The organism is Blautia acetigignens, assembly GCF_025566865.1.
GTDB classification, from domain to species: domain Bacteria; phylum Bacillota; class Clostridia; order Lachnospirales; family Lachnospiraceae; genus Blautia_A; species Blautia_A acetigignens.
On record NZ_JAOQJM010000006.1, the window covers coordinates 86,913 to 112,991 of the forward strand.

The following is a 26,079-nucleotide window of genomic DNA, read 5'->3' on the forward strand; positions in this document are numbered from 1 at the left end:
CATTGCTGGTGGGAAGAAAGTAATCGGCGCGGCATCATGGAAAGCTGATCTCCGCACAGTTTGACAGCTACCGCCGGAGCATGGCGGAATGTACCGACCGCAAGACTGCCGGGCTATATATGGACGCGACGATGGTCTATCACTTCGGCGGCTAGGCTACGTTTCTTAAGCCTGTAAATAAATCACGGGAGGAAAAGTGATATGAAATACAACGGCTTTTATTTCTGGATGTTCAAAAGCCCGATGAAAAAGGTTCTGGCAGAGAAGTACGGCAGGGAATATGCCGCCGACATTATGAAAAAGAGCAAAAAGGTCTATCGTGAGCTTGTCGAGAAAGCAGACGACATCGGTGACGATAACCCTATGGCATACAACGAGTTGTTCGCCCTTGCCTTCGTTGCGCCCTATGTGGCAAGCGAAAAGAAAATTCCGCCAACGGTCGTGCAGGAAATGATGCGCCGCTCACTCTATCATATCAAGTGGTATTTTGCAAAGACCGACTTGAATACCGACAAGGGCAAGGCGGAGAACAAAAAGAGCGTTGTCAAATACGCCAAATGGTACACGCCCGAAAAGGAAGCGAAATACCCGACCTCCTTCAAGGTGGATTTTGTCGGGCAGCCGTATGAGGGTGCCTGTTACTACCGCATTACCCGCTGCCCGATTTGCATTTACACGGAGAAACTCAGTGTTTCCGAACTCATGCCGTTGTTCTGCGAACTTGATGAAGTGATGATCACGCTTCAGCACGGCGTGCTGCACAGAAAACAGACGCTGGCGAATGGCGGAGAGTATTGCGACTACTTTATTACCGGAAACAGAGAATAAACGGAGAAGCTCGTATCGGTCAATAGCTGATACGAGCTTCTTTTCATATGTGCGCCTAGCGGCGCACGTTTCTAACGGGTTAAAGTCCCGAATCCGCCCGGTAGTGGGAAGGATATAGCCGAAAGCAAGGGTGTCCATCGTGAGATGGAATCTGAAGGAAGCTGGATGTGAGGAACATACTAACTCATGGGCAAATCTCTGGTCTGACGGACAGAAACCTTATATGAGGTTATGCATGAGGGTAAGGTTGCATATCAAATCGAAGCCCAATAACTACACGGAATCATGCATGATAAATGAGGCAGACGGATGGAGAGGAAGAAACGTGTGGTACCTAGGGAGGTCTGTGCGGTACGCCTTGAAAGAGGTAACCATTGCATAAAGCAATGCTGAACGCACAGAAGTCAGCAGAGGTCATAGTAGCCGAGAGGTGAAGGACCGAATCAGTAGGAGTCTTGAGTATGAACGAGAAAGGAGGAATGACCGTCTATGGCAGAAAACATTGAAAACAATGGCTGTTTGCAAAGAGATAATGCGGAACATGAAGGGTATGTGAAAGCGTCTAGGTCATTCAATCGGATATGGAAAGAAAGAGACAGTGCACAGCCGAGACTTTTGGAAGCGATACTGTATAAAGACAACTTTAACAGAGCGTATAAGAGAGTTAAGGCAAACAAGGGAGCGCCAGGAATTGATGGCATGACCATTGAGGAGGCTCTTCCATATCTAAAGGAACATCAACAAGAGTTTATAGCTTTTACTTTTTTCTCCAGTTGGCATACTGGTGGCAAGTCCATTTTCATGGCAGATACGATTACTGATTCTGCAGAGTTTATGGTAACTCCGCTTATTGGAAACATACTTGTGATGATCAACAAAGCTTGCGGCGTTAAAGATGATATGATTGTGAATATGATTTTTGTCAACGTGGGTGCTGATCACGAAGCTTTGAATTGGGTGATCCAAGTTATTGTGATAATAGCCTTGATTCCTATACAACATTTGGAATTTCCTATGACAAAATCTCTGATAACTGGATATATGATGGGAAAATTATTCATATTCTCTATGATGCAGACCCCAACATCAACTGTGATAACAATGCAAGTGATGGTATCAACCTCAAAGATGACTTCCTTTGCATACATAAAAACCGCTGTACAGGTCTCCCCATACAGCGGCAGACTGTTTATTTCCCGAACAAGTCGCTGTGTGTGCCGGTGCGAGCCAGCGTCAGCACCAGAACATCATCCTCAATGCGGTAGACAAGCAACCAGTCCGGAAGAATATGACATTCCCGATGACCTGCCCAATCGCCTGACAGGTCATGGTCACGGTTCTTATCCGGCAACTGTTCGCCCATCGCCAGCAATGTCACGACCTGCTCCAGCAGCTCGATCTTCAAGCCACGCTTTATGGCTCGTTTATAGTCTTTTTTGAAACATGTGGTGTACTTGACGGTATATTTTGTTTCTTTCATCTTTTTAAATCAGCAAACAACTCGTCAAGGTCATTGTAGCCCTTTACAGACGGGTCTTTTGCAATCCTTTCCGCTTCCAGCATGGCAGCAACCGTTTCTTTGTTCGGCTGTTCTAGCCTTACCTCAAAGGGAATGCCGCCTTCACGAAGCGACTGGCGCACAAAGATGTTAAATGCCGTAGTCAGGTTCATGCCAAGTTCAGTAAACAGTGCGTCCGCCTGCGCTTTCAAATCTGCGTCCATGCGGATACTGATGTTTGTAGTATTTCCAGCCATACGATCAGCTCCTTTCTGCTGGCAATTATAGTATATGTCATTTGCACGAAGAAAACAATACTTTGCACGAATATTTAATGTTAAATTCATTTAAAGAGGAGTTGAAGATGAATTTTATAAAGAAAAAAGGGTGCTGGGTGTCAAAGAAACAGAATTATCTAATGCAAGGGATTGTATTTGCTTCCAGATTGTATCGCCGTATCAGTACCACGCTGGAGATATTTTGCGAAATTTTCTTTTATCGATACTGCTTGCCATCATGAGCGTGGCATATATTTCGAAAGCTTGTTAAGAAACGAGTAAAGCTTGTATGGAAGCTATTTGGAATACAAACTGTATCCAAGGAATCATAAAATTTCTGGAATAAATAGAGATTATTCTGGAAGTGATATGTGTTAAAATTGCATTCTTATTTCTACAAAAAAGAAATTGCTTCAAAATTTGAAATATTATAAAATAAAATTTGCAGAAAGAGTACAAAAAGTGAGTTCCCTTTTGGAAATTCCTTTTCGTACTCTTTTTCTATTAAAAAGTTTATTTTTTTCCAAAATCCTATTGAAACTAAAAGAACCAACTTGCTACACTCGCAGTAGAAACCAGAGGATAATCAAAAAATGGAGGGTTACCAATGAAAGAAAAACAGTTACAGCAAAAGAAAAGAAGAATCTTATGGGGATGGATCCTGGCAGTATTGTTACTTAGCATCAGTATGGGAACCGTCAATGTTCAGGCGGCAAAGCTAAAACTTAACAAAACAAAAGTTACCGTATATAAAGGTTGTACGGAAACATTAAAAGTAACTGGCAGCAAAAAGAAAGTAAAATGGAGTAGTTCCAAAAAGGCGGTCGCGTCTGTTTCTTCTTCTGGGAAGATAAAAGGGAAAAAGAAAGGAACGACAGTGATTTATGCAAAGGTTGGAAAACAAACTTTGAAATGCAAAGTTACAGTGAAGGAACCAAGTAATGCTCAGAGATTAAATCTAGCGAAAAAGGAAGCAAGGAAAATTGTAAAGAAATATGTAATTTCCAATCTGAATACGAAAGAACGTGCCTTTGTTCTATTTCAGTATCTGACTGAGCATTGTTGCTGGCAACTTAATCAGTCTACAGAAGCTTATAAAAAGAATTACGGAAATGAAGCTTATGCGGCATTAATTTTGAAAAAGGCGGCCTGTTCCGGCTATGCAAGGGCATACAAATTACTCTGTGAGGCAGCAGGTATTCCGGTAAGACATGTGAATGCAGGAAGCTGGACGCATCAGTGGAATGAAATAAAGGCAAATGGAAAATGGATTAAGGTGGATGCTTATGGGGGAACCTTCGCAGATACAACCGGAATTCGGAAATCACTTCTGAAAGAAAATAAAAATAAGGAGCAGCTGGTGTTTAAATTTGTGATGGAAGAAGAGGAATAAAAGATTCGGACATCAAAAAACAGACAGGATACAATTCTACAGAAGTGAAGAAATCTGGAAATGAAACCGACGCGTGTTAAATAATGAAGGAGAATGCAATTTACGACCAAAATGCGACTTTATTGCAACCTCTATAACATTGACTTCCGATTCCATCCATTATAGAATGGTATTTGTAAAAAGAAGGCACAATTAGCAGCTTGTTACGCACAGGCTGCTATTTTTGTGCCTTTTTAATCGTATTACTAATAGGAGGGTTTACATGGATAACACAAAAAGAGCACTTGCAGAGGAAGCCACAGAAAAAGAAATACCCCGGGCCGCTTACGAAGGGGTGCTTACCATTGATGTGGATGCACAGGTGGAAAGCATGGAAGAGCAGGAAGATGCCAGATGGCACCAACTGTTAAATGCACATCGTACCAGAAAGGTTCTGACCGGGCAGCTTGGCGGCATTGAAAAGCTGGAAAGCGGTTGGATGGTTGCGGTTACCTATTACAACGGTTTCCGTATCATCATCCCCATGAATGAAATGATGATTAACTTAAGCGGGGATGGTCGGGAAAACGCAGATACCTTAAACCGCCAGGTCCGGATTGCCAACAACATGCTTGGCTGTGACATTGATTTTATCATCAAGGATCTGGATGCCAAAAGCCGCAGCGTGGTGGCTTCCAGAAAAGATGCCATGCTCCGGAAAAGACAAACATTCTACTTTGGGGAAACAGGGGAAAAGCCTCTTTTGTATCCGGGCAGGATCGTAGAGGCAAGAGTCATTGCGGTTGCACCAAAGGCAGTCCGCCTGGAAGTGTTTGGCGTGGAAGTTTCCGTCCGCGCAAGGGATATGGCCTGGGAATGGATGGGGGATGCCGGAGAAAAATTCCAGGTGGAAGATCTGGTCCTTGTTATGGTAAACAAGGTGGAAGTGGATTCGGTAGACCAGATTCGCGTGGAAGTGGATGCCAAAAGCCCGACGGCCAATACCAACAAGGACAATTTGCGGAAATGCCACCGTCAGGGCAAGTATACAGGTATCATTACAGAAGTTTATAAAGGAACCTATTTTTTTTATGCGCCTGGATATCGGAGTTAATGCAGTGGCACATAGTTGCAACATGACCACCCTTCCATCCAAAGGAGACAAGATCGGGCTGGTGGTGACGCGTATCAATGACAATTATGAGGTGGCAGAGGGAATTATTACACGACTAATCAAACGCTGTGTCTGAAAAAGTTTAAAAAAGTAATGAAATCCTATTGACACAGAAAAAGCGATTTTTCTACAATCGGCTCAAACAGGAAAGGAGCTGGTGCAACATGAGAAAAAAGAAAAAACAGGACAACAGACTGTATTGTCCTTATTGTGGACGGCAGGCAGTACTCCGCCCTGCAATGTACGTGTATGGGGAGAGGAACCTGGATCCGGAAAATTATCTGTATGTCTGTGGCGGGTATCCAGCATGTGATTCCTACATAGGAGTTCACAAAAAGAGCCTGAGTCCTATGGGAACCTTGGCAGATGGGAATCTTCGCCACAAGCGGATCGAAGCACACCGGGCGTTAAACGAAGTGATAAACGCAGGGGTTATGACCAAACATGGGCTTTATATCTGGCTGCAGAACCGGCTCTGCCTTTCAGAAACAGAAATGCATATCGGAAAATTTTCTTATTTTCGATGTGAAGAAACCATTCGGGAATGCAAAAAACTTATGGAACAAAACAAAATAAAAATCGAAACGGTTTCCTATGAGGAAAATAAGTTTGCTGCATGAAAGAAAGGAGGTATCAGGTGCGTTTGCATGCAAAAGAAGATGAAGTTTACCATTTAATGGATCTAAAAGAGTGGTTTTCAGTTCTGATTGGACTTGGCAGCTTTTTGGAGGGAATCGCGCTTTATTTTTTCATCTTTCGAATAAGGGCCTGGGATCTTGCCTATTTGTGTGTGGCACTGGCTCTTAGTATCATATTTCTTTTGCGGCAGACTGCCGGCATCAGCAGACGAATCATGGAATCGGAATACTGTTATATGGAACTGGAACCAGATAGCCTTGCCGTCTGCCAGCCGGAGAAAAATGGAAGATATGAGTCCTGCCGTATTTTTTATCCGGAAATAGACAAGATCGTGGAAGGGAGCCGTCGTGGAATCCCGGAGTTTTATGTTGTGTTAAGAGAAACGGATCAGGAACGGGAGAGCTTTTTTCTATTGGATGATGAAGAGCAAAAGCGAAATATCTTCTGTGTCCGATCTTTTGGGTTTGACCATGAGGATTTTATCCATTTTTACCGAAAGCTCCGGTGGAATGTTCCTGGCAGGGTGCGGATTATCGGAACCAAAAACCAGGAGGTCAGGAACCTTCGAAAGCCAAATACGGGAATGTGTCTGCTGGCAGCCCTTTTTCTTGGCTATGTGGTTCCAAAACTTCTGGAAGTGATGAAGCTGTTTTAAGGAGGAACTTTAAATGATTTTTTATACAGCAGTGGGAAACCGGGTGGAAGAAGACTCCGGAAGGTTTGTGGTACGGGTTGGGGAGCAGGAAAAGGTACTCTCTGAGATGGAGACCATGATTTGGGCCGCCCTTACCTGGTCGGTATGCGAAGAGGCAAATGTACACTCCCAGATGTACCGGCTTTTATGTATTGCCCTTGGAAAAGAAAAGGCGATGGAATGGGCGGATGAAGAGGATTTTCGTTTTTGCTTAAACCGTCTGGTACGGCGCGGCTTGGTAGCCAGATGCGAGGGAGAGACAAAAGAAGAAGCACTGTTTTTCCTTTTTCAAAGGGCAGTACTGAAGCCAATCTGTTATTCTTTTTCTGACCGGATGCGAAACTTTACCGACAGCCTGGCCATGGGAAAAGGAATAAAGTTTGCCCTTCGTGCATTTCAAAAGCCTACATTTTCTTATGAAGAACACAAGGTCTTTACCCAGATCGTGAAAAATGGAACCATTTCCGATCATTTATGCAGCCTACAAAAAGAAACTCAAAAGGTTCCGGTAGCAGAAAAACAAAAAGAGGAGATTTTAGAACAGGTCAGCCAGGAGTATTTACGCATTTTAGTTTCCCTGTACAAAAAGAAACAGCTTGTGATTAGCTGTATCAGAGAGGAAGGCGGACTTGAAGCAAAAGAAAGGATGGCAGCAGTTGTATGAGAACCTGGAAAAAATCCAGATCGGGTATGAAAGGATTCCTGGCTTTTTCAGAAACGGATTGTGAACACTGTTTTGATCTGCCTGGTTATTTTATATTGCGGATGTACATTTGGAATGGCGGAAAAATCCACCGGGTTTGTACTATGGACCATTTATCTGGTGCTATGTGGATTTGGATATGCCGGATATGTCTTTTACCTGGCAGCAACAGGTGCCTATGAAATCGTGGAACTGGAAAAGATCGAGATGACACGCCAGCTGGATAAGGTGTACCGGCTTGATCATGCAGTAACCAAAACCCAGAAAGTGATCTTAAGTGCTTTTGACATGGATTGGAATTATGTGAAATACCGTGCAGAAAATATCAGCAGAATCTTGAAGGGAGTACAGTGATGGCAAGAAACATGAACAGGGAAACACTTGAACAGAAAATAGCAAAAACAGAGAGGGCAATCAGCCGGAACCGTGAACAGAATGACCGCCTGACAGCGGAACTGGAAGACCTGCATAAAAAGAAAAAAGCGATTTTGAATGAAGAAATTTTAAAAGCTATTGCAGGAAGCGAAAAAAGCTATGAGGAGATCCTCAGTTTTATACAAGGAAAAACGGATACCGACAGTAGAGAGGAAGAATGACATGGAAAAACAGGAGCAGGAAGAAAGGAAACACATAGAAGCTCTGGACAGAAAAATAGAAAGACTTCAGGAAAAAGTAATTAAAAAACATAAGGAATATAGTGTTCTTGCTGAGGAGCTTTCCACACTGCTGGATGAACGACACCCGGAACGGAAAATCGAGAGGGCAAAACAGGCGTTGTATGATGTATACGTGGAAAGTGAGCGTTCATTGGATGAAATCATTGACTTGATTCGGAATGCCGATGAATGGATATAGGCTGGATTTAGTTGTAAAATTTCTGGAAGTTCACAATTTATTAAAAGGCTGTTTGAAAATAAAGAAATCCAATTTGACTAAGGGATATCTTTATAAGAAGCAGCCTTTTTATATTTTATAGGTTATTATGTAGTTTGAGAAATTTTCGTGACGTTACGAAAATGATAAACTAGCTGAAAAAAATTATCATTAATTTCTAAGATGGTGAAAAATTTTTTATATATGTTGTGTCTTTTTTCTATACTGTAAAGGTGTCAGCCCATATTTTTTCTTAAAAACATTCTGAAAATAAGACTGGCTGGAAAAACAAAGATAGTTCGAAATCTCAGTCAGGCTTTTATCACTATAAGTCAACAGTCCCTTGGCATCTTCCAGCTTACAGCGGACAATGTATGCCCCTATATTAATTCCAAGTTCTTCTTTAAAATGCTTCATGGTGTAGGAACTGCTGCGATGAATCTGTTTTGCGATATCTTCAATACTTAGATTTTCGTTGGTGTGGCAGCGGATGTAGCTCATACAGTTGTATATTTCAGAGGAAATTCCTTCTGGAATATGAGTATTAGCTGTATGGTGGCAGAAATCCTGTATCATGGAATACTGGAGGGATTTTACATCACTGATCGTCTGCAGTCGTTCACATTCCTGAATATATAGATCCATAAGCTGATAGGTCTTTTCAATATCCAGACCGCCTGGAATGGCACCAAGCATTCCCACTTTTGTTGTTGTCGCGATAAATAGATTTTTTGCATGGCGCAAAGGCGTGTTGGCCATTTTTCCCTCTATGGATTGAAACTTGTTTGTGTTCAAAAAATGATCTAGTTTGACAGGGTTTCCTTCTTTTACTGCTTGATATAATTCCTGCTCAAAATAGTAGGAGTCGTGTAAATTATTATTCTCGATATTATTGGCAATTTCGTTGACGTTCTGTTCTTCACGTTTTCTCACGTGCTCATTGTCCTGTTGAAAAAGATCCTGGACACTTATTTCTTTTTGATTCAGACATAGGTGAATTAATGCGAGATGTCTGGAAAATTGCTGGTAAGTAATTCGCGGGATAGTACAGAGAAATTCTGCGACTGCCTCTTGGTATTCCAATGCAATGGCATTTTCATGCATATAAGTTCTGATAATTTCAGAAGTAACCGGAACACTAAAAGCTGGTCCGAGAACAATTGCGTAATCGGTTCCAAGGATATGGACAACTCCATATTCAATATCTGGTGAATATCGGTAAAAATTAGGGGTGTCATCAATCGGTGCCATTTCCCAATAACGCGCAGCCTTTACGGAACATACTTCACCAATAGAAGAATAAATGGCTTCGTTCTTTTTCATAAGACTGACTGGAATATGGGTAACAGAAAAATACATTCTGCAAAAAGATACATAATTCATATGAAAGCATCTCCTCAAGTTTTTCTAAATCTATATTTGACAGTATTTTTGGGGGCTTGTTAATGTTAAAAATCTGAAATTATATGTTGAATTTTACAATATAAAACCTTAAATTACAATACAGAAAAAACTAAGAATGATAAAGTTGAGGTATAAAAAGTTACTGATCCCTGGTAGCTATAAAAGTATTAGATACAAAAAGGAGAAGAAAACATGAGAAAAGAAAAACGCGGTCTGGGAGTTGACCGAAATGGTGTGCAGAAAATGATGCGCAAACGTGATTATCTTGCAGATATGTCAGGGCAGTTTGGCATGAATCTGGTAGCCAATCTGATTGGCCAGCTTACTTATTTCTATACGGATAAGGTGGGTTTGGCTGTTGGCGGCATTGGTATTGTAATGCTGATCGCAAAGATTGTAGATGCAGTGACGGATCTGTGGTTTGGAAATATAATCGATCACTCCAAAGGTGGAAATAGAAAATACTATCGTTGGATTTTAAGAATGATGGTTCCATATTCCATTCTGGCAGCATTACTGTTCTGCGTACCAATTAAGGCAGGACAGATTCCTGCACTGATATATGCATGTGTGACAAACATTCTTTTGTCAGCAGTATGCGGAACCCTGATGGGAACTCCAATGTCTGCTGTTATGGTTGTCAGAACAAACAGCCAGAGCGAACGTGAAAGTATGGGTGTATGCAGGGCTGTTGGTGCATATGGCTCTGGAATGGTAATCGCGATTCTTACAATTCCGATTACAAATGCCCTGGGCGGCAATCAGAATGCATGGATAAAATATGGTTTTATTATGGCGCTTCTGGTTCTGTTAATGCTTTCTATCTGTTATATGAACGGTCGCAAAGCGAAACTTGTAGATGAAGTTAGTGAAAATGATAGTCAGGATGAGGAAGAAGCAATTCCGTTAAAGAAATCTATTCCAATGTTGTTTAAAAATAAATATTGGGTTATTTTAATACTTTTTAATCTGATCACACAGATCACAAATTCAATTGCTGCTACATCTGGTACTTATTACTGTAAATGGATTTTCGGAAATGATAATCTGGTAGCACTTGCTGGAGCCCTGGGATTTTTTGCCACTCTTGTTGGTTTTGTCGTGTCGAAACCGATTATTGCAAAACTGGGAGTTCGTAAAACAATTGATTTCGGTGTACTGGGAGCTGCATTTACTGCTTTAATTCGTTGTATTATCCCGACTAATTTTAAGGTATATATTGCAGTCAGTGTAATCGGAAGCTTTGTTCAGATTCCGCTGATGTGTCTGTACGGAGTTCTTCTGGCTATGGTTATCGATTACAACGAATATACATACTACAACAAAATGGTAGGTGTTTCATCAGGTGCAATTGGAATTGGAACCAAGATCGGTTCCGGTGTAGGTTCTGTAATCCTTACAGCTTGTCTGGCATTGGGCGCTTACAATCCGGATCTGGAAGTGGCAACTACTTCTATGAGATATGCAATTTATGCATTTTCAAACTATCTTCCACTGATTATCAATCTTGGATTATTTGTATTGTTCCGGTTCTTTGATCTGGAAGAAAAGCTTCCGGCGATTCATGAAGAACTGGCGAGAAGACGCAGCCAGAAAAGCACTGAGCAGTAAAACAGCAGTTACTGTTCACTGGTAACAAACACCAATTAGCATAGCATCAGTCGTAAAGTATAAATCCATAATTTACAATTAGAATCTGGAGTGTTGGGCATGAAAAAAATTTACGCAGCAGTTTCGCCGGATGTAAGCCGACGCGAAATCGAAAACAGAAACAGAAGTCGCCTGATTGCAGCAGAAGGAATGGTTTTGCTGGAGAATAACGGTATTCTGCCGCTCAAGTTAAAAGAAGCAAAAATCGCTTTGTTTGGAAATGGTGCCAGACATACCGTCTCAGGTGGAACTGGCTCAGGAGAAGTGAATGCAAGAGAAGTCAGTTCTGTAGAACAAGGGCTGGAGCACGCAGGTGCTGTCATTACCACGAAAGCGTGGCTGGACAGATACGATGCTGCGGCAGTGCAGAAGAAAGAAGCTTATAAGGAAAAAATGCAGCAAAAATATGCCGATTCTCCGGAACTGGCATTCTGGGCGATGTTTGCCCATCGGAACCCTTTGACGATTCCTACAGAAGAAAATGATTTTTCCAAGGCAGACCAGGATATTGCAATTTATGTACTTGCAAGAAATTCCGGTGAAGGTGCAGACAGAAGAAATGAGCCTGGTGACTATCAGCTGCATCAGGAAGAGAAAGAGTTTTTGACTACTCTGTGCAGCCATTACAGTCACGTTATTGTTGTACTGAACATTGGCGGCGTGATTGATACTTCCTTTTTCCATGAGCTGTCCAATATTTCAGCTGTTGTTCTGATGGGACAGGCTGGCAGCTCAGGGGGAGATGCACTTGCAGATGTTTTGAGTGGAAAAGTAAATCCCTGTGGACATCTGGCAGCGACCTGGGCAAAAGAATATGAAGATTATCCCAATGCAGATACATTTGGATATAGGAACGGAAACCGGGATGATGAATATTATACAGAAGGAATTTATGTGGGGTACCGTTGGTTTGATTCTTTTGGAAAAGTTCCGGCATATCCATTTGGATATGGAAAATCTTATACTACATTTTTGGTTGAAACAAAGGATATTTTACTTAAAAATTCTGAAATCGTATTAAATGTACAGGTTACGAATGCAGGAAAAGAATATTCTGGAAGGGAAGTAGTGCAGATTTATATATCAGAACCGGATGGACGGCTGGAAAAGCCTTATCAGGAACTGGCAGCTTATGCAAAAACAAAATGCCTACAGCCTGGTGAGAGTGAGAATATGACGATTTCCTTTCCGGTAAGCCGGATGGCTTCTTATGATGAGAAACAGGAAGCGTGGATCTGGGAGAAAGGCAGCTATATTATCCGTGTAGGAGAACATTCCAGAGCAACAAAGGTGACCGGAGTTATTCACCTGGAAAAAGAATGTATCTATCAGAAACTGGAAAAATTATTGCCGCTGGATTGTGAAATGGAATGCATCCATGGGGATAAAACGCTGTTTTATTCATATCCGGAAGAAGAAAAAGAAATCAAGAATGCTCCAGATTTGTTTGTAGAAAGTTTTCTGACAAAAAAGAAAAATGACAATTGTCTGGAAAAACAAATAAAAAAATCAGAACAGGTTCCTGACAAGAAAACGGAAATTCAAGCATCTCAAATCTACAGAATGGAAGATGTGCTCTCTGGAAAATGCAGTCTGTACGATCTGGTACAGCAGTTAACAAAAGAAGAACTGACTGCATTATGTGTTGGAACAGCAAGAGGCGGTGAAGAAGAAACTTCGACAATAGGGGCGGCAAGCAGAGCCTGCCCTGGAGCTGCAGGAGAAACGACTTCAAGTCTTATTAAAAGCAGAAATATACATAATATTATTCTGGCTGACGGACCTGCTGGTTTGCGGTTGTCACCAATCTTTACAGTGGATGACGGTCAGAATGTGACTTGGCAGAAACCAGCCCTTGGAAATGATTTTATGGATATTTTTATGAAACAGGATAATCGGCCTTTGAAAGAGAAGGAAGTTACTTATTATCAGTATTGCACTGGAATTCCTACAGCAACTTTGCTGGCACAGACCTGGGATAAAGAGGCTCTTTACGAAGCAGGAGATATTGTCGGTTCCGAAATGAAAGAATTTGGAATCATGCTTTGGCTGGCACCGGGAATGAATATCCAGAGAAATCCTTTGTGTGGAAGAAACTTCGAATATTATTCTGAAGATCCGCTTATTTCCGGTATTTGTGCAGCTGCTGAGACCCAAGGCGTTCAGTCTCACCCTGGAGCTGGTACTACAATTAAACATTTCGCATGTAACAATCTGGAAGATAACAGGGCATACAATAATAGTCACGTGACAGAACGCACTCTGCGTGAAATTTACTTGAAAGGATTTGAAATCGCAATCAGAAAAGCACAGCCGTTGGCCTTGATGTCATCTTACAATATGTTGAATGGAATTCATACTGCGAATTCGGTAGATCTTTTAACAAAAGCTGCACGTCAGGAGTGGGGCTTTGAAGGGCTGATTATGACTGACTGGGGTACTACCGCAGAGCCCAAACCGGATCTGGAAGGCAGAATGCCTTTATATGGACCTTCCAACGCGGCAGCCTGCATCAAGGCAGGAAATGACCTGCTTATGCCGGGAAGCAAAGAGGACGTAGAGGAAATACTTGCATCTGTTGATGCAGAAGAGGGAACTGTAAAATATCCGATTACACTGGAAGAATTACGTGGATGTGCAGAAAGAATTTTACGGATCATAGCAAAAAGCAATACCTACACTGAGGAGTCATAATGATAAAAGCAACGGATTTGAAAATTGAATACTTAACAGGTAATCCAACTATAGATATTGTTTCACCAAAATTGTTATGGAAAGTACAAGAAGCAAAGACACAGACGGCCTATCAGGTAAAAGCCAGTGTGGATGGTCAGGAGATATATGACACTGGAAAAGTCAGATCTTCTGTAATGGATCATAAATATCAAGGAAAATTAAAAAGCCGCAGTCAGGTGACCTGGAAAGTCCGTTTATGGGATGAAAAGGATATCTGTGGAGAATGGAGCGAAAAAAGCAGCTTTGAAATAGGACTTCTGGATGAAAAAGACTGGGTGGCAGAATGGATTGATCCGGAACTTTTTCATGAACCAGAGGAAAGACAGCCTGCCAGTTATCTGAAAAAAGAATTTCTGGTAGAGAATTCCGGAAATGCCAGACTCTATATAACTGCCCATGGTATTTATAATGCGTATATAAATGGGAAAAAAGCCAGTGATTTTATTCTTGCCCCTGGTACAAGTCAGTATAATGCCAGACTTCAATATCAGACATACGATGTGAGTGGGCTTTTAAACGTCGGAAAAAATGAAATTCTTGTTACAGTTGGAGATGGCTGGTGGCGAGGCGATACTGGATACGGTGGAGTACGAAATAGCTTTGGGACAGATCTGGCAATTCTGTGTCAGCTGGAAATTGATAGAAAAACAGTTCTGATAAGTGATAAAAGCTGGAGTGCATCCCAGGAGGGACCGCTTGGGTTAAATGATCTGATGCAGGGCGAGTGTTATGATGCAAGAAAAGAAAACATCTGTGAATGGCATCCGGTAACAGAAAAACAATTCGGCTATGAAAACCTGGTTTGTTCCAATAGCTTTGATGTAGTTGAAAAAGAAAACTATACAGGCAAGCAGATTCATACACCTAATGGAGAGGTTGTTATTGATTTTGGTCAGAACATAGCTGGTTACGTGAAGTTTGGATTTTATGCACAGGCAGGACAGTGCATTACGCTTTATCATGGAGAGTGTCTGGATCAGAATGGCAATTTTACGCAGGAAAATTTCCAGGCACCAGAGCACCGGGTAGAGCAATGTGTAAAATACATTTGTAAAGAAGGCTGGAATGAGTATAAGCCGGAAAAATCCATATTTGGTTTCCGCTATATTAAGGCTATAACAGATGTAAAAGTGACAGAAAAGAATTTTACCGCAATTGCTGTTTATTCAGATATGCCACAGACAGGAAAATTTGAATGTGGACATCCGGGAATCAATCAGCTGTTTTCAAATGCAGTGTGGAGCATGAAAGGGAATTTCCTTGAAATTCCTACTGATTGTCCTACAAGGGAGAGAACCGGCTTCACAGGCGATGCCCAGGTATTTGTAAACACAGGAATGTACCTGATGGAATGCTATCCGGTATATCGGAAATTTTTAAGTGAATTAAGGGAAGTACAACTGGAAGGTGGTTGTATCAGCCAGACAGCTCCGGCATCACAGGGACATTTGTTTGACGGTGCGGCTGGATGGAGTGATGCCATAGATCTGATTCCATGGAGAATGTATCTTCGTTACAATAATCCAGAAATACTTGCAGAAAATTATGAAAAAGTAAAGGAATGGTTGGCTTATTGTCTGGAACGTGCAAAAAAGGACAATCCTGGAAGAAAAAAAGGGAAAAACGAAAAGTATAGTTCTTATCTGCTGGATACAGGCTGGCATTGGGGAGAATGGATCGAACCGGACTGGAACGGATTTATAAACACAGAAGATCCAGGTGGAACTTACCTGAGAGATATTTATGAACATGGTGCACCGGAAGTCTGCACTTCACATTTATCTTACGGCTGCTATATCGCCTCAGAAATGGCAAAAGCTCTTGGATACCAGAAAGAAGCAGAATTCTATAGTGAAATGAGAAAGTTTACCAAACTGGCCTACCGGGAAGTTTGTATGGAAAATGGACATATGAAGCAGAAAAGACAGTGCGATTATGTTCACGCGATCATGTTTGACATGCTTTCAGAGGAAGAAAAAAAGATTGCCTGTGATGAGCTGAATGAAATGATCGTGAAAAACGGATTTCATCTGAATACCGGATTTTTAAGCACATATGAACTGCTTCATGTGCTGACTGATTATGGTCATGGAGATACGGCATGGAAGCTTATGCTTCAGGACACATATCCGGGGTGGCTGTATCAGCTGAAGTATGATGCAACTACAGTCTGGGAAAACTGGAAAGGTATGGAAGCAGGAAGAGAACCGAAAGATTCCATGAATCACTATTCTTTCGGAACTTTTGCCGGCTGGCTGATGGATCGTGTTGCCGGAATACGGGTGGAAAAAGGAAAAATCAGGATTCAGCCCTATCCTGACAGGCAGATTGGATATGTGAAAGCATCTTACGATTCACCTTTTGGAAAAATTAAATCTTCCTGGGAGTATGAGGGAGAAAACTGCAGAATAAAAGTAGAAATCCCGGCGAATGCCCATGCAGAAATTTTACTGCCAGATGGCAGCTGTCATGAAGCAGACTACGGTAAATATGAATATGTGATAATGGAGAACAAGCATGAGTAAAGAATACTTAAACGCATCACTGGCACCTGAGAAAAGAGCTAAGGCACTGCTGGAAGAAATGAGTCTGGAAGAAAAAGCAGCACAGCTGACCGGTGTTTTTCCTTTTGACGAAGAATATAAAGATTTTGACGGAATTTCAAAAAGAGTACCGCATGGTATTGGAGAAGTAAGCACATTGGAAATGCGGCGGATGGAGACATTGGAAGAAGTTGCGGCGTGGCAGAAAAAAGTCCAGGAAATTGTAATGGAAAACAGTGAACATCACATTCCTGCAATTTTTCACATGGAAGGCTTATGCGGCCCATTTATTCAGGATTCCACCAGCTTTCCGGCAGGTATCGGACGTGGTGCCGGATTTGATCCGGAAGTGGAAGAAAAGATCGCAGAAATTGTAAGCCGGCAGGAAGCTGCCTGCGGAATTACCCACATATTAGCGCCTGTTCTGGATATCTCCAGAGATTCCCGTATGGGACGCCAGGGAGAAACCTATGGGGAAGATCCGGCCCTTGCTTCTGCAATGGGAGCTGCATATACAAAAGGAATACAGAAAAAGGAAACAGCAGGAAGAAAAACAGAAAGTGTTGCCAAACATTTTCTGGCCTTCCATAATTCCAATGGAGGAATCCACGGAGCTGTCAGTGATACACCGCCAAGACTTCTGGAAGAAATTTATGGAAAACCATTTCAGGCTGCAATCCAGGAGTCTGACCTTCTGGGAATCATGCCTTGTTACTGCACTGTGAATGGGGAACCGGTATCTGCATCTTATGGACTTCTGACAAAGCTTCTTAGAGATGAAATGGGATTTCAGGGACTTTGCATCAGTGACTATGGTGCAGTTGGTAATACCCATGGCTCCCAGCATGTTGGAGAGACGCTGGAAGATGCCGGACTGCTTTGCCTGAAAGCCGGAATGGATATGGAACTTCCGAATCCAAGTGGATTTGGAGAGAAGTTTCTGGAAAAGTTCCGGACTGGAAAAGCCGATATCAGTGCACTTAACCGGGCTGTATTGCGTGTGCTGACTGCAAAGTTCCGTATGGGCTTATTTGAACATCCGTTTTCTTTGCAGGGAGAGGAGTTAAAAGGTGTATTTTCCCAGAAGACAGACAGAGAAGTATCCCTGCAGTCCGCGAAAGAATCGCTGGTCCTTCTGAAGAATAACGGAGTATTGCCAATTGGCTCCGACGTAAAAAAAATAGCAGTAATCGGTCCTCATGCAGACTGTGCAAGAAAGTTTTTTGGTGGATATACCCATATGTGCATGATGGAATCCACTTATGCCATAGCGAATTCCATTGCAGGAGTCAGTGGGGTAAAAGTTGCAAAACCAGAGGAAATCAAAACAGTTCCAGGAACGAATATCCAGTCAGATGAAACAGAGGAGTTTGATCAGATCCTGAGAAGGCAGAAGCCGGATTGCAGAAGCCTTTTAGAAGAACTGCGGGAAAAGCTGCCAGATGTAGAGGTAAGCTATTCTTATGGTTATTATATTGCAGGAGAAGATGAATCCCATTTTGAGGAAGCCTTGGAAAAGATAAAAGAGGCAGATCTGGTAATCCTTACATTAGGAGGCAAACACGGAACCTGCTCCATGTCTTCTATGGGAGAAGGTGTAGATGGAAGCAATATTAATCTGCCAAAAGGACAGGACGAATTTATAAAACGTGCAGCTGCATTTGGCAAGCCAATGGTCGGAGTACATTTTGACGGAAGACCGATCTCAAGTGATATTGCGGATAAGTATCTGGATGGAATCCTGGAGGCATGGAGCCCGGCAGAAACCGGAGCAGAGGCTGTTGTAAGCGTATTGCTTGGAGAATATAACCCAGGAGGTAAAATGCCTGTTACAACTGCTTATCATGCAGGACAGATTCCTGTTTATTACAATCATCAGTACAATTCCTGCTGGGATCAGGTTGGAAGCATCGGATTTGCCAATTATGTGGATTTGCCACACACACCAAGATATTGTTTCGGCCACGGACTTTCCTATACACAGTTTTCCTATTCCGACCTGAAACTTTCCAAAAAGGAAATTGGCCCTTTTGAAACAATTGAGATCAGAGTGGATGTAGAGAACGTGGGCAGCAGGGTCGGCGATGAAGTGGTACAGCTGTATTTGAGAGATCTTTATGCAAGTATGGCAAGACCGGTAAAAGAATTGGCAGGATTTAAGCGAATCACTTTAGAGCCAGGAGAAAAGCAGACAGTTATATTCGAAGTAAAGGCTAGTCAGATGGCATTTTTGGACATGAATATGCAGTGGAAAGTGGAAAAAGGAACATTTCTTGTGGAAGTGGGAAGTTCATCCCAGGATATTCGCTTGAAAGATGAGTATAAGGTTACAGAAGACGGCTGGTTGGAAGGAACAGACAGGGGATTCTATGCAAAAGCTTACAAGGAGGCAGACAGAACATGAGACAACACTTAAGAATACATAAAGCAGAACCTAATAAGGGAATTCTGGATTACTCTCACCTTTTAGACGCACCTGCCGGAAAACACGGATTTGTGGAGACAAGAAACGGACATCTGTATTTCGAAGATGGAAAAAGAGCCCGTTTTCTTGGCTTTAATGTGGCAGCACGTTCCAATACGCCTGATCATGAAACTGCGAAAAAAATGGCAGAGCGTTTTGCAAGCATGGGAGTAAACCTGATTCGTCTTCATGCAGCAGATGCGCCTGTAGGTGAGCAACCTGGAAGCTGGAGCAGCTGTGTAAATAACCCACTTCTGGATTATGCAGACGGAAACAGCAGGAAATTCAATCCAGAAGGGCTGGACCGTTTTGATTACTTTATTGCGAAATTAAAAGAAAAAGGAATTTATCTGCATGTTGACCTGATTGTTGCAAGAGAATTTCAGCCAGGTGACGAAATGGATTATCCAGGGGGAGCACCGTCCTGTATTAAACGTTATGCCATTTATAATGCGCGCATGATAGAGCTGCAGAAGGAATATGCAAAAGAGCTGCTTTGTCATGTAAATCCCTATACAGGACTCTCACTTGCAGATGATCCGGCTGTTGTGACAGTTCAGATCAACAACGAGGATTCTGCAATCAAATGGGCCATGGGAGCTGATGCCGATGAGCAGATGAAGCCATACAGGGATGAAGTGCAGTCTCGTTTCAACCATTTTCTGTTAATGAAATATCATACAAGAAAAAGACTTGCAGAAGCATGGACTTGTGAAGGCTGCTGTGCGCTAGGAGAAGAGGAAGATCCGGCAGCAGGAACGGTACGTGGTATTGCAGGCGGTTTTTATCAGCCGGTTAACGATCCTAATGGTTCTTGGGATACAGAAGAAAGTCCGGCCAGATATGCAGATTTTATGGAGTTTGGTATTTATATGAACCGGAAATTTTACCGGGATATGAAGGATTATCTTATTTCTTTGGGAGTTAAGGTTCCGATCGTTACAAGTAATCTGATTGCAGGGGCGGCTGATGTGTATGGACATACAGATGGAGATCTGATGGAAAACAACAGCTATTTCAATCATCCGCTTTTATTGCCTGATATGAACAATACTTATATGGTAAATGGACCGGTAGAATATGTATCCACCAATCCTCTGACCTGGCAGAGAGGCGTTGGTTCCATGGCAACTACCCTGTTGAGTCTGGCATCTGTAGCAATCGTAAAAGGAAAGCCTTTTATGTTAAGCGAATGGAACGAATATGGTGAGCATATGTTCCATTCCACTGCACTTGTTCAGACAGTTGCCTATGCATGCCTGAATGACTGGGATGGATTGATTCTTTACAATCATCATACCTCAGAGAACTGGGATGATCAGCCGGCAGATGAAATCCGGAATATCTTTGATGTGTATAATGACCCGGCGGTGATCTGTCAGTGGGGATTTATGGCATCGATGTTTCTGAAAGGTCTGGTATCTGAGGCTAAGCATTGTGTTGATATTGTGTATACCCAGAATGATCTGAAAACACTGCCTGAGTTTCATGCTATGCCGACTATGTTTTTCCCATATATAACAGGAATGCGCAACGTATTTCTGGATTCTGGTGACACCTACCAGGGAAATGGAGATATTGCAGTAAATGCAGGATTTTTAAACGGAGCCAGATTATCTGAGGCAAAACACAGTGTTTATTATGCGTGGTCAAAGTACCGGGATATTGGAAGAAGATATGAAGATAAAAACCGGCTGGAAAGAGCTGCTAAGGGAACAAAGCTGATTGAGCAGGGCGTTCATCTTGGGGAGCAGGCGCTTGTGTTTAATGATATTGCAAAGATTGCAGGAGAGGGAGATTACAGAAATTTTGCGCGCATCATGGATCAGGCGATGAAGGAGTGGGATGTAATTCCAAAGGAAACTGGCTATGTTGATGGAAAATTAATATCTGAGACCGGGGAAATTATATTTGATCCGGAAAATGCCTGCTATGCGGTTCAGACTCCTTATTGTGGATATTACAGCGGGGCACCGAAAGAATTGATTTCGTTATCTGATATGGTAAAGGTAAAAGCAGAAAACAAACGGATCACGTTGGCTTTTATCGCAAAAGAAGAAAACAATCTTGATCAGGCGCAGGAATATATTCTTACTGCAATGGGAGAGACTGGGATGGATGAAACCGGATACTATCCTGGACAGAAAATACCCGGAATGCCATATGAATTTACAGCTGTAGAATTTAAAGGAAAGCTGTTTGCAGAAACACTGGAAGGCTGTATTTATGTACAGGCAAAAGAAGCCAAGCTTGAGGTACTAAGTCCGGTTGGAGAAGTAATCGCACAGCTTGAAGGAATAGAGGAAAATGGGGAGATACAGTTTGCGGTAAATGGCACGATTCCAGGAATTCAGTATCATCTCACTGTAAAAAGATAAGAAATACGAGGAGAAATTGCTATGAAGACATCAGTAGAAATGCTGGAAAACACTGATCTGTATCAGTTTACGGATGAAGGAAACAGCTGTCAGATACTAGATCCGGCAACGCCAAGACACTGGTATAATTATTTATGGAATGAAGACCGGTATTGTGCCCAGATTTCCCAGACCGGTCATGGCCGGAGCTATTTCCTCAGCGAAAAAGCAGATATGTGCATGATTAATCAAAATGATGCCAGATATGTATATTTAAGAGATGATGAAAGTGGAAGCTGCTGGAACATTGGAAAAGGACCATTAAATGCGGAAGTTGAAAATTACAGCTGTACACACAACATCAGCTACTCAGAAATACGATCAGAAAAAGATGAAATAGAAGGCTCCTGGAGAATTTTTGTTCCCCAAAAGGGACTTTATGAAATGTGGACAGTGACGCTTTGTAATAAGGGAGAACAGGAACGTAATCTCAGTATGTTTTCGGCTGTCAGCTTTTCGCTGGAAGGATTTTCTTATCCAAGATACTACGAAATGTACCGTTGTATGAATACTGGTTTTCAGTCAGAATTAAATGGAATTTACTGTGATTCCGCACATCCGTTTGCCCCACATGAGTATTATCACGGATTTCTGGCTTCTACGGAACCAGTATATGCTTATGATGGAGATTTGACGAAATTCTGTGGCTCGTTATCGACCTTAACAATGCCGGATGCATCTGCATGTGCGTTATTTCAGCGGCCAGATGTAGTGGTACAGGGAAGAGACTGCACGAATTCAGAAGCTGCACTTTTTATCCTTGGAGGAGTGCTTCAGCATAAAATTCAGTTACAGCCAGGTGAGAAAAAAGAAATTCATGTGCTGTTCGGAATCAGCCAGTCATGTGAAAAGGCGATTGAAGTAGTAGAACAGTACGGATCAAACCCGGAAAAAGTACAGCAGGAATTTGAAAAAGCAGCAGCATACAATTATGAAAAAATCAGTTCTCTGTCAATTAAGACACCGGATGAAAAAATAAACCATATTATGAATAACTGGGTGAAAAAGCAGGCTGATTTTTGTATTGTCGGGAAAAAAGGAGTCCGGGATAATCTGCAGATCGCAGTCGGACTTTTGAACTACAGACAGGAAAAAGCAGAAGAAGAGATTATAGAGTGTCTGAGACATCAGTTCCGTGATGGGCATGCGGTACTGACCTGGTATCCTTATGATGATACCCGTTACTCAGATCAGCCATTCTGGATCATCTGGGCAGTATGTGAACTGATCAAAGAAACTGGTAATCTGGCATTGCTGGAAAAAAAGACAGCCTGGCAGGATGGTGGGGAAGCTACAGTGCTGGAGCATGTGAAAGCAGCTGTTGACCGACTGATTGCAGATAAAGGTGAAAACGGTCTGGTTAAAATATTTTTCGCAGACTGGAACGACGCACTGAATGTTACAGATGATGAAGAGGCAGAATCTGTGATGCTTTCCCATCAGTTCTGTCTGGCACTTCGGGAACTGAAAAATCTGATGGAATATGCAGGTGATCATACATATGCACAGTTCCTGGAAGAAGAGTACAAAAAAATGAAATGCAGTATCAATCAGGCGGCATGGAATGGAAACTGGTATGCTAGAGCTTTGAGTAGAAAAGGAGATATAGGTACCAAGGACAGTAAAGGCAGTAAAATCTATTTGAATGCCCAGACCTGGGCTGTGTTGGCAGATGTAGCAGATGATGAAAAGCTGCCAGAACTGCTTCGGTCCGTTGATGAAATGGAGCGGGATTTTGGATTTCCATTGAACGATCCGCCTTACCAGATTTACGATGCCCATGTAGGAAGAATGTCAGGAATGCTTCCCGGATTGTTTGAAAATGGCGGTGTTTATTGTCACGCAACAGGATTTAAGATTCTGATGGATTGTAAGGTGGGAAGAGCATCAAAAGCATTGCAGACATTAAAGAAAATAATGCCTGACAGTGAGAAAAATCCTTCTTCACGTTCCGGTGCTGAACCTTATGTCTTTACCAATTGCTACTCTACACATCCAGGATATTACGGAAAGTCTTATCAGTCCTGGACTACAGGAACATCTGTCTGGTGCCTGATGGGAATATACGAAGGAATCATGGGTGTGAAGAGGGATTATGAAGGCTTAAAAATTGTTCCTTGTTTTCCGGCAGAATGGGAAAATGCAGAGATGACAAGACATTTCAGAGGAGCCGATTATCACATTGTGATTCAAAATCCACAGCATGTGGAGAACGGAAAAGGAAGTCTTTTTGTAGATGGAAAGCCGTGCCTGGAATCTGTATTGCCAGATTTCAGAGATGGAAAGATGCATGAGGTCGAAGTGAAAATTTCACAGCAGTAACCAGTAAGGAGCAATAGAGAGAATGAATCAAAAAAAAGTTGCAGAAAAAATAGTAGAAGAATCTGTGGTACTGCTAAAAAACGAAGATAATCTTCTTCCATTTGTCGGACAGAAAGATGTGGCATTCTTCGGAAGAGCACAGATTGGAATGCTGTATTCCGGAAACGGTTCAGGTGGGGCTCATATTGCCGGCTGTCCTACGATTCTTGACGAGTGTGAAAAAAACAGTATTATTCCGGAAGCTTTATTAAAGGGATTCTACACATATAAGCTGAAAGAGGAAAAGGTTTCTGAAGAGGATACTTTTGACTGGACGAAAGTAAATGAGGCTATGAACTGTGGAATCATGTATGAAATATTTGGAAAGTACCGTGCTCCGCTTAAAGAATATGAAGTGCCAGAGTATCTGCTTCAACAGGCAGCGGAAAAAACAGATACCGCAGTGATCGTTCTGGGAAGAAATTCCGGTGGTGAGGAATGTGACCGGCATTTGACAGAAGACTATTACCTGACAAGGGAAGAAGAAAAACTGGTAGACATAGTATGCAGTCAGTTTACCAAAGTTGTGGTTATATTAAATGTAAATGGTCTGATCGATCTGGCATGGCTGAAAAAGTATGACAGCATCAAAAGTGTATTGTTTCTTGGAATTCCCGGGGAAAGAGGTGCGGTTGCCCTGGGCAGAATTCTTTCTGGAAAAGTGAACCCATCTGGAAAAATGACAGTGACTATTGCAGAAGATTATAACGACTATCCTTCATCTGCACATTTTTCATGGGATAAGGAACATCCGGATCAGATCATGACGTATGAGGATTATGGATTATCCGCAGAGGAAAATGGCAGCAGGGGATTTGAGAAAAGTCCTGTAACGGTTTACTGGGAGAACATTTATGCAGGTTACCGGTATTTTGATACTTTTCAGAAAAATGTGTTATTCCCATTTGGATACGGATTATCATACACGACATTTGAAATTACAGAAACAGGTACCCAAAAGAAAAAAGACGGTATAAAAGTTGTTGTCCGTGTGAAAAATACAGGAGCTGTGCCGGGAAAAGAAGTAGCCCAGGTCTATTGGTCAAAAATGGATCAGGAAGGATGTGAGCATCCGATGCAGGCTCTGGGAGGTTTTGAAAAAACCTCTCAGCTGGCTCCTGGTGAAGAGGAAGTGCTTAGCATTACAATTCCATGGAAAGAACTGGCGGTATATGAAGAAGAGCGAGCCGCATGGGTGCTGGAAAAAGGGGAGTATGCACTGCGTGTGGGAAACTCTTCCAGAAATACGGTCTGTGGAAAATTTATGCAAACAGAACAGGATTATGTTCTGGAGCAATGTGAGAATTGCCTGATGTTAGCATCCTGTAACTGTGGAAAGCTTAAATTTTTAACAAAGGATAAAAAACCTGATGGAACGACGAAAATAGCGGACGTAATAGAGAGAACAGAGAGAGTAGATACAGTTAAAAAAGGAAATCAACAGAAAAAAGCAGCAGAAGTACATAACTGTAAAGTGCAAACAAGAAATTTTTCTGGATTTTCCATAGAAGAACTGGCTGCCCTTTGTGTGGGATACGGACCTGGAATTCCTTTTGCAGCAGCAGGAGATCTGAGTAAACCTTCTACAATTTTAGATGAAAACGGGACACCTCTGACCACGAACAGCCATCCGGTTGGATATGCCGGATATGTTTCTCCTGCGATTGAGGAAAAGGGTATCAAGTCTGTTTTTTATAAAGACGGACCAGCTGGAATCGGAGAGACAGCATGGCCAACGGAAATGCTGATCGCCTGCGCATTTGACAAAAAACTCTGGTATGAATTTGGAAATGCTATAGGGGAAGAATGCGAGAGAAAGCAAGTGGATATATGGCTTGCACCAGCTGTAAACTTACACAGGAATCCTCTTTGCGGAAGAAATTTTGAATATTTTTCAGAAGATCCTTATTTAACTGGAATATGTGCCTGTGAGATAACCAAGGGTGTACAGGAGAATCATCCGGTGCTGGTATGTCCGAAGCATTTTGCAGTAAATGAGCAGGAAACATTCCGCAGGGGAAGCAGCAGAAAAAATTATGATGCAGTAGATTCGATCCTGACAGAGCGCACAGCCCGGGAAATTTATTTAAAGCCCTTTGAGATGCTGGTTCGTGATGCTAAGGTTGCGTGTATTATGACATCTTTTAATAAGATAAATGGTATTTTTGCAGGAGCAAATAAAGATCTGTGCACCCATATTCTTCGTGAAGAATGGGGATTTGAGGGAGCTGTGGTAACCGACTGGGGGGATATGGATATTGTAACAGACGGAGCAGATGCTGTTGCTGCTGGAAACGATATTGTCATGCCAGGAGGCCCTCCTGTAATTGCCCAGATATTAAAGGGGGTACAGGAAAAGCGTGTGACTCGCAGAGAGCTTGAGAATGCAGTCAGCCATCTTCTGGATATGACCAGCAAGGTAACCCCATAATTTGGAATCCTCAC

At 42.2% G+C, this 26,079-nt stretch carries 20 protein-coding genes and 1 pseudogene; 18 read left to right on the plus strand and 3 right to left on the minus strand.

What is annotated here, in order from left to right:
* Positions 1 to 201 precede the first annotated feature (201 nt).
* Entirely contained in the window at positions 202 to 828 is a 627-nt protein-coding gene (locus tag OCV70_RS09425; protein WP_117854249.1) for an L-2-amino-thiazoline-4-carboxylic acid hydrolase, read from the plus strand.
* Positions 829 to 1,317: 489 nt separating this feature from the next.
* Positions 1,318 to 1,575, plus strand: a pseudogene (locus OCV70_RS19720) (group II intron reverse transcriptase/maturase); the annotation flags it as partial.
* A 442-nt stretch (positions 1,576 to 2,017) separates the two neighbouring features.
* Here OCV70_RS19720 and OCV70_RS09440 read toward each other — a convergent pair.
* The gene (locus tag OCV70_RS09440; protein WP_117854248.1) at positions 2,018 to 2,308 is read right to left on the minus strand and encodes a type II toxin-antitoxin system YafQ family toxin; all 291 of its coding nucleotides are present in this window, start codon (positions 2,306 to 2,308) and stop codon (positions 2,018 to 2,020) included.
* Positions 2,305 to 2,583, minus strand: a complete 279-nt coding sequence (locus OCV70_RS09445) for a type II toxin-antitoxin system RelB/DinJ family antitoxin (RefSeq protein WP_005924829.1) — start codon at positions 2,581 to 2,583, stop codon at positions 2,305 to 2,307. Before OCV70_RS09445 ends, OCV70_RS09440 begins: the two co-directional genes overlap by 4 nt.
* 628 nt (positions 2,584 to 3,211) lie before the next feature.
* Here OCV70_RS09445 and OCV70_RS09450 point away from each other — a divergent pair.
* From OCV70_RS09450 to OCV70_RS09485, 9 genes are all read left to right on the plus strand, one after another.
* Entirely contained in the window at positions 3,212 to 3,997 is a 786-nt protein-coding gene (locus tag OCV70_RS09450) for a transglutaminase-like domain-containing protein (RefSeq protein ID WP_117854247.1), read from the plus strand.
* A gap of 262 nt (positions 3,998 to 4,259) precedes the next feature.
* Entirely contained in the window at positions 4,260 to 5,090 is an 831-nt protein-coding gene (locus tag OCV70_RS09455) for a S1 RNA-binding domain-containing protein (protein ID WP_301331858.1), read from the plus strand.
* 4 nt (positions 5,091 to 5,094) lie between these two features.
* Positions 5,095 to 5,226 carry a hypothetical protein gene (locus tag OCV70_RS19020; protein WP_301331857.1) on the plus strand — a complete coding sequence of 44 codons (132 nt, stop codon included), beginning with the start codon at positions 5,095 to 5,097 and terminating at the stop codon, positions 5,224 to 5,226.
* A gap of 88 nt (positions 5,227 to 5,314) precedes the next feature.
* Positions 5,315 to 5,770 carry a zinc-finger-containing protein gene (locus OCV70_RS09460; RefSeq protein WP_117854246.1) on the plus strand — a complete coding sequence of 152 codons (456 nt, stop codon included), beginning with the start codon at positions 5,315 to 5,317 and terminating at the stop codon, positions 5,768 to 5,770.
* 17 nt (positions 5,771 to 5,787) lie between these two features.
* A complete protein-coding gene (locus tag OCV70_RS09465; protein ID WP_173767632.1) occupies positions 5,788 to 6,444 on the plus strand; it encodes a hypothetical protein in 657 nt (218 codons plus the stop codon).
* Between the two features lie 13 nt (positions 6,445 to 6,457).
* Complete coding sequence (locus OCV70_RS09470) at positions 6,458 to 7,147, plus strand: hypothetical protein (RefSeq protein ID WP_117854244.1); 690 nt, start codon at positions 6,458 to 6,460, stop codon at positions 7,145 to 7,147.
* A gap of 159 nt (positions 7,148 to 7,306) precedes the next feature.
* The gene (locus OCV70_RS09475) at positions 7,307 to 7,540 is read left to right on the plus strand and encodes a hypothetical protein (RefSeq protein ID WP_420360641.1); all 234 of its coding nucleotides are present in this window, start codon (positions 7,307 to 7,309) and stop codon (positions 7,538 to 7,540) included.
* Positions 7,540 to 7,782, plus strand: coding sequence for a hypothetical protein (locus OCV70_RS09480; protein ID WP_117854242.1), 243 nt, complete (start codon positions 7,540 to 7,542; stop codon positions 7,780 to 7,782). Before OCV70_RS09475 ends, OCV70_RS09480 begins: the two co-directional genes overlap by 1 nt.
* Position 7,783: 1 nt before the next feature.
* A complete protein-coding gene (locus OCV70_RS09485; RefSeq protein WP_117854241.1) occupies positions 7,784 to 8,041 on the plus strand; it encodes a hypothetical protein in 258 nt (85 codons plus the stop codon).
* Positions 8,042 to 8,257: 216 nt separating this feature from the next.
* On the opposite strand, the gene OCV70_RS09490 is transcribed toward OCV70_RS09485, so the two are convergent.
* Positions 8,258 to 9,442: a helix-turn-helix domain-containing protein gene (locus OCV70_RS09490; RefSeq protein ID WP_117854240.1), complete on the minus strand. Its 1,185-nt coding sequence runs from the start codon at positions 9,440 to 9,442 to the stop codon at positions 8,258 to 8,260.
* 213 nt (positions 9,443 to 9,655) lie between these two features.
* Here OCV70_RS09490 and OCV70_RS09495 point away from each other — a divergent pair, with 213 nt between their 5' ends.
* From OCV70_RS09495 to OCV70_RS09525, 7 genes are all read left to right on the plus strand, one after another.
* On the plus strand, positions 9,656 to 11,074 hold the full coding sequence (locus OCV70_RS09495; RefSeq protein ID WP_226838046.1) for an MFS transporter: 1,419 nt from the start codon (positions 9,656 to 9,658) through the stop codon (positions 11,072 to 11,074).
* Between the two features lie 99 nt (positions 11,075 to 11,173).
* The gene (locus OCV70_RS09500) at positions 11,174 to 13,807 is read left to right on the plus strand and encodes a glycoside hydrolase family 3 protein (protein ID WP_117854239.1); all 2,634 of its coding nucleotides are present in this window, start codon (positions 11,174 to 11,176) and stop codon (positions 13,805 to 13,807) included.
* Positions 13,807 to 16,374, plus strand: coding sequence for a family 78 glycoside hydrolase catalytic domain (locus tag OCV70_RS09505; protein WP_117854238.1), 2,568 nt, complete (start codon positions 13,807 to 13,809; stop codon positions 16,372 to 16,374). The genes OCV70_RS09500 and OCV70_RS09505 overlap by 1 nt, the downstream gene beginning before the upstream one ends.
* The gene (locus OCV70_RS09510) at positions 16,367 to 18,796 is read left to right on the plus strand and encodes a glycoside hydrolase family 3 N-terminal domain-containing protein (protein WP_117854237.1); all 2,430 of its coding nucleotides are present in this window, start codon (positions 16,367 to 16,369) and stop codon (positions 18,794 to 18,796) included. The genes OCV70_RS09505 and OCV70_RS09510 overlap by 8 nt, the downstream gene beginning before the upstream one ends.
* Positions 18,793 to 21,234 (plus strand): hypothetical protein, encoded by a 2,442-nt coding sequence (locus OCV70_RS09515; protein WP_117854236.1) that lies wholly within the window; start codon positions 18,793 to 18,795, stop codon positions 21,232 to 21,234. Before OCV70_RS09510 ends, OCV70_RS09515 begins: the two co-directional genes overlap by 4 nt.
* Positions 21,235 to 21,255: 21 nt before the next feature.
* Entirely contained in the window at positions 21,256 to 23,595 is a 2,340-nt protein-coding gene (locus OCV70_RS09520; RefSeq protein WP_117854235.1) for a GH36-type glycosyl hydrolase domain-containing protein, read from the plus strand.
* Between the two features lie 22 nt (positions 23,596 to 23,617).
* Positions 23,618 to 26,065, plus strand: coding sequence for a glycoside hydrolase family 3 protein (locus OCV70_RS09525; protein ID WP_117854234.1), 2,448 nt, complete (start codon positions 23,618 to 23,620; stop codon positions 26,063 to 26,065).
* The last annotated feature ends 14 nt before the right edge of the window (positions 26,066 to 26,079 follow it).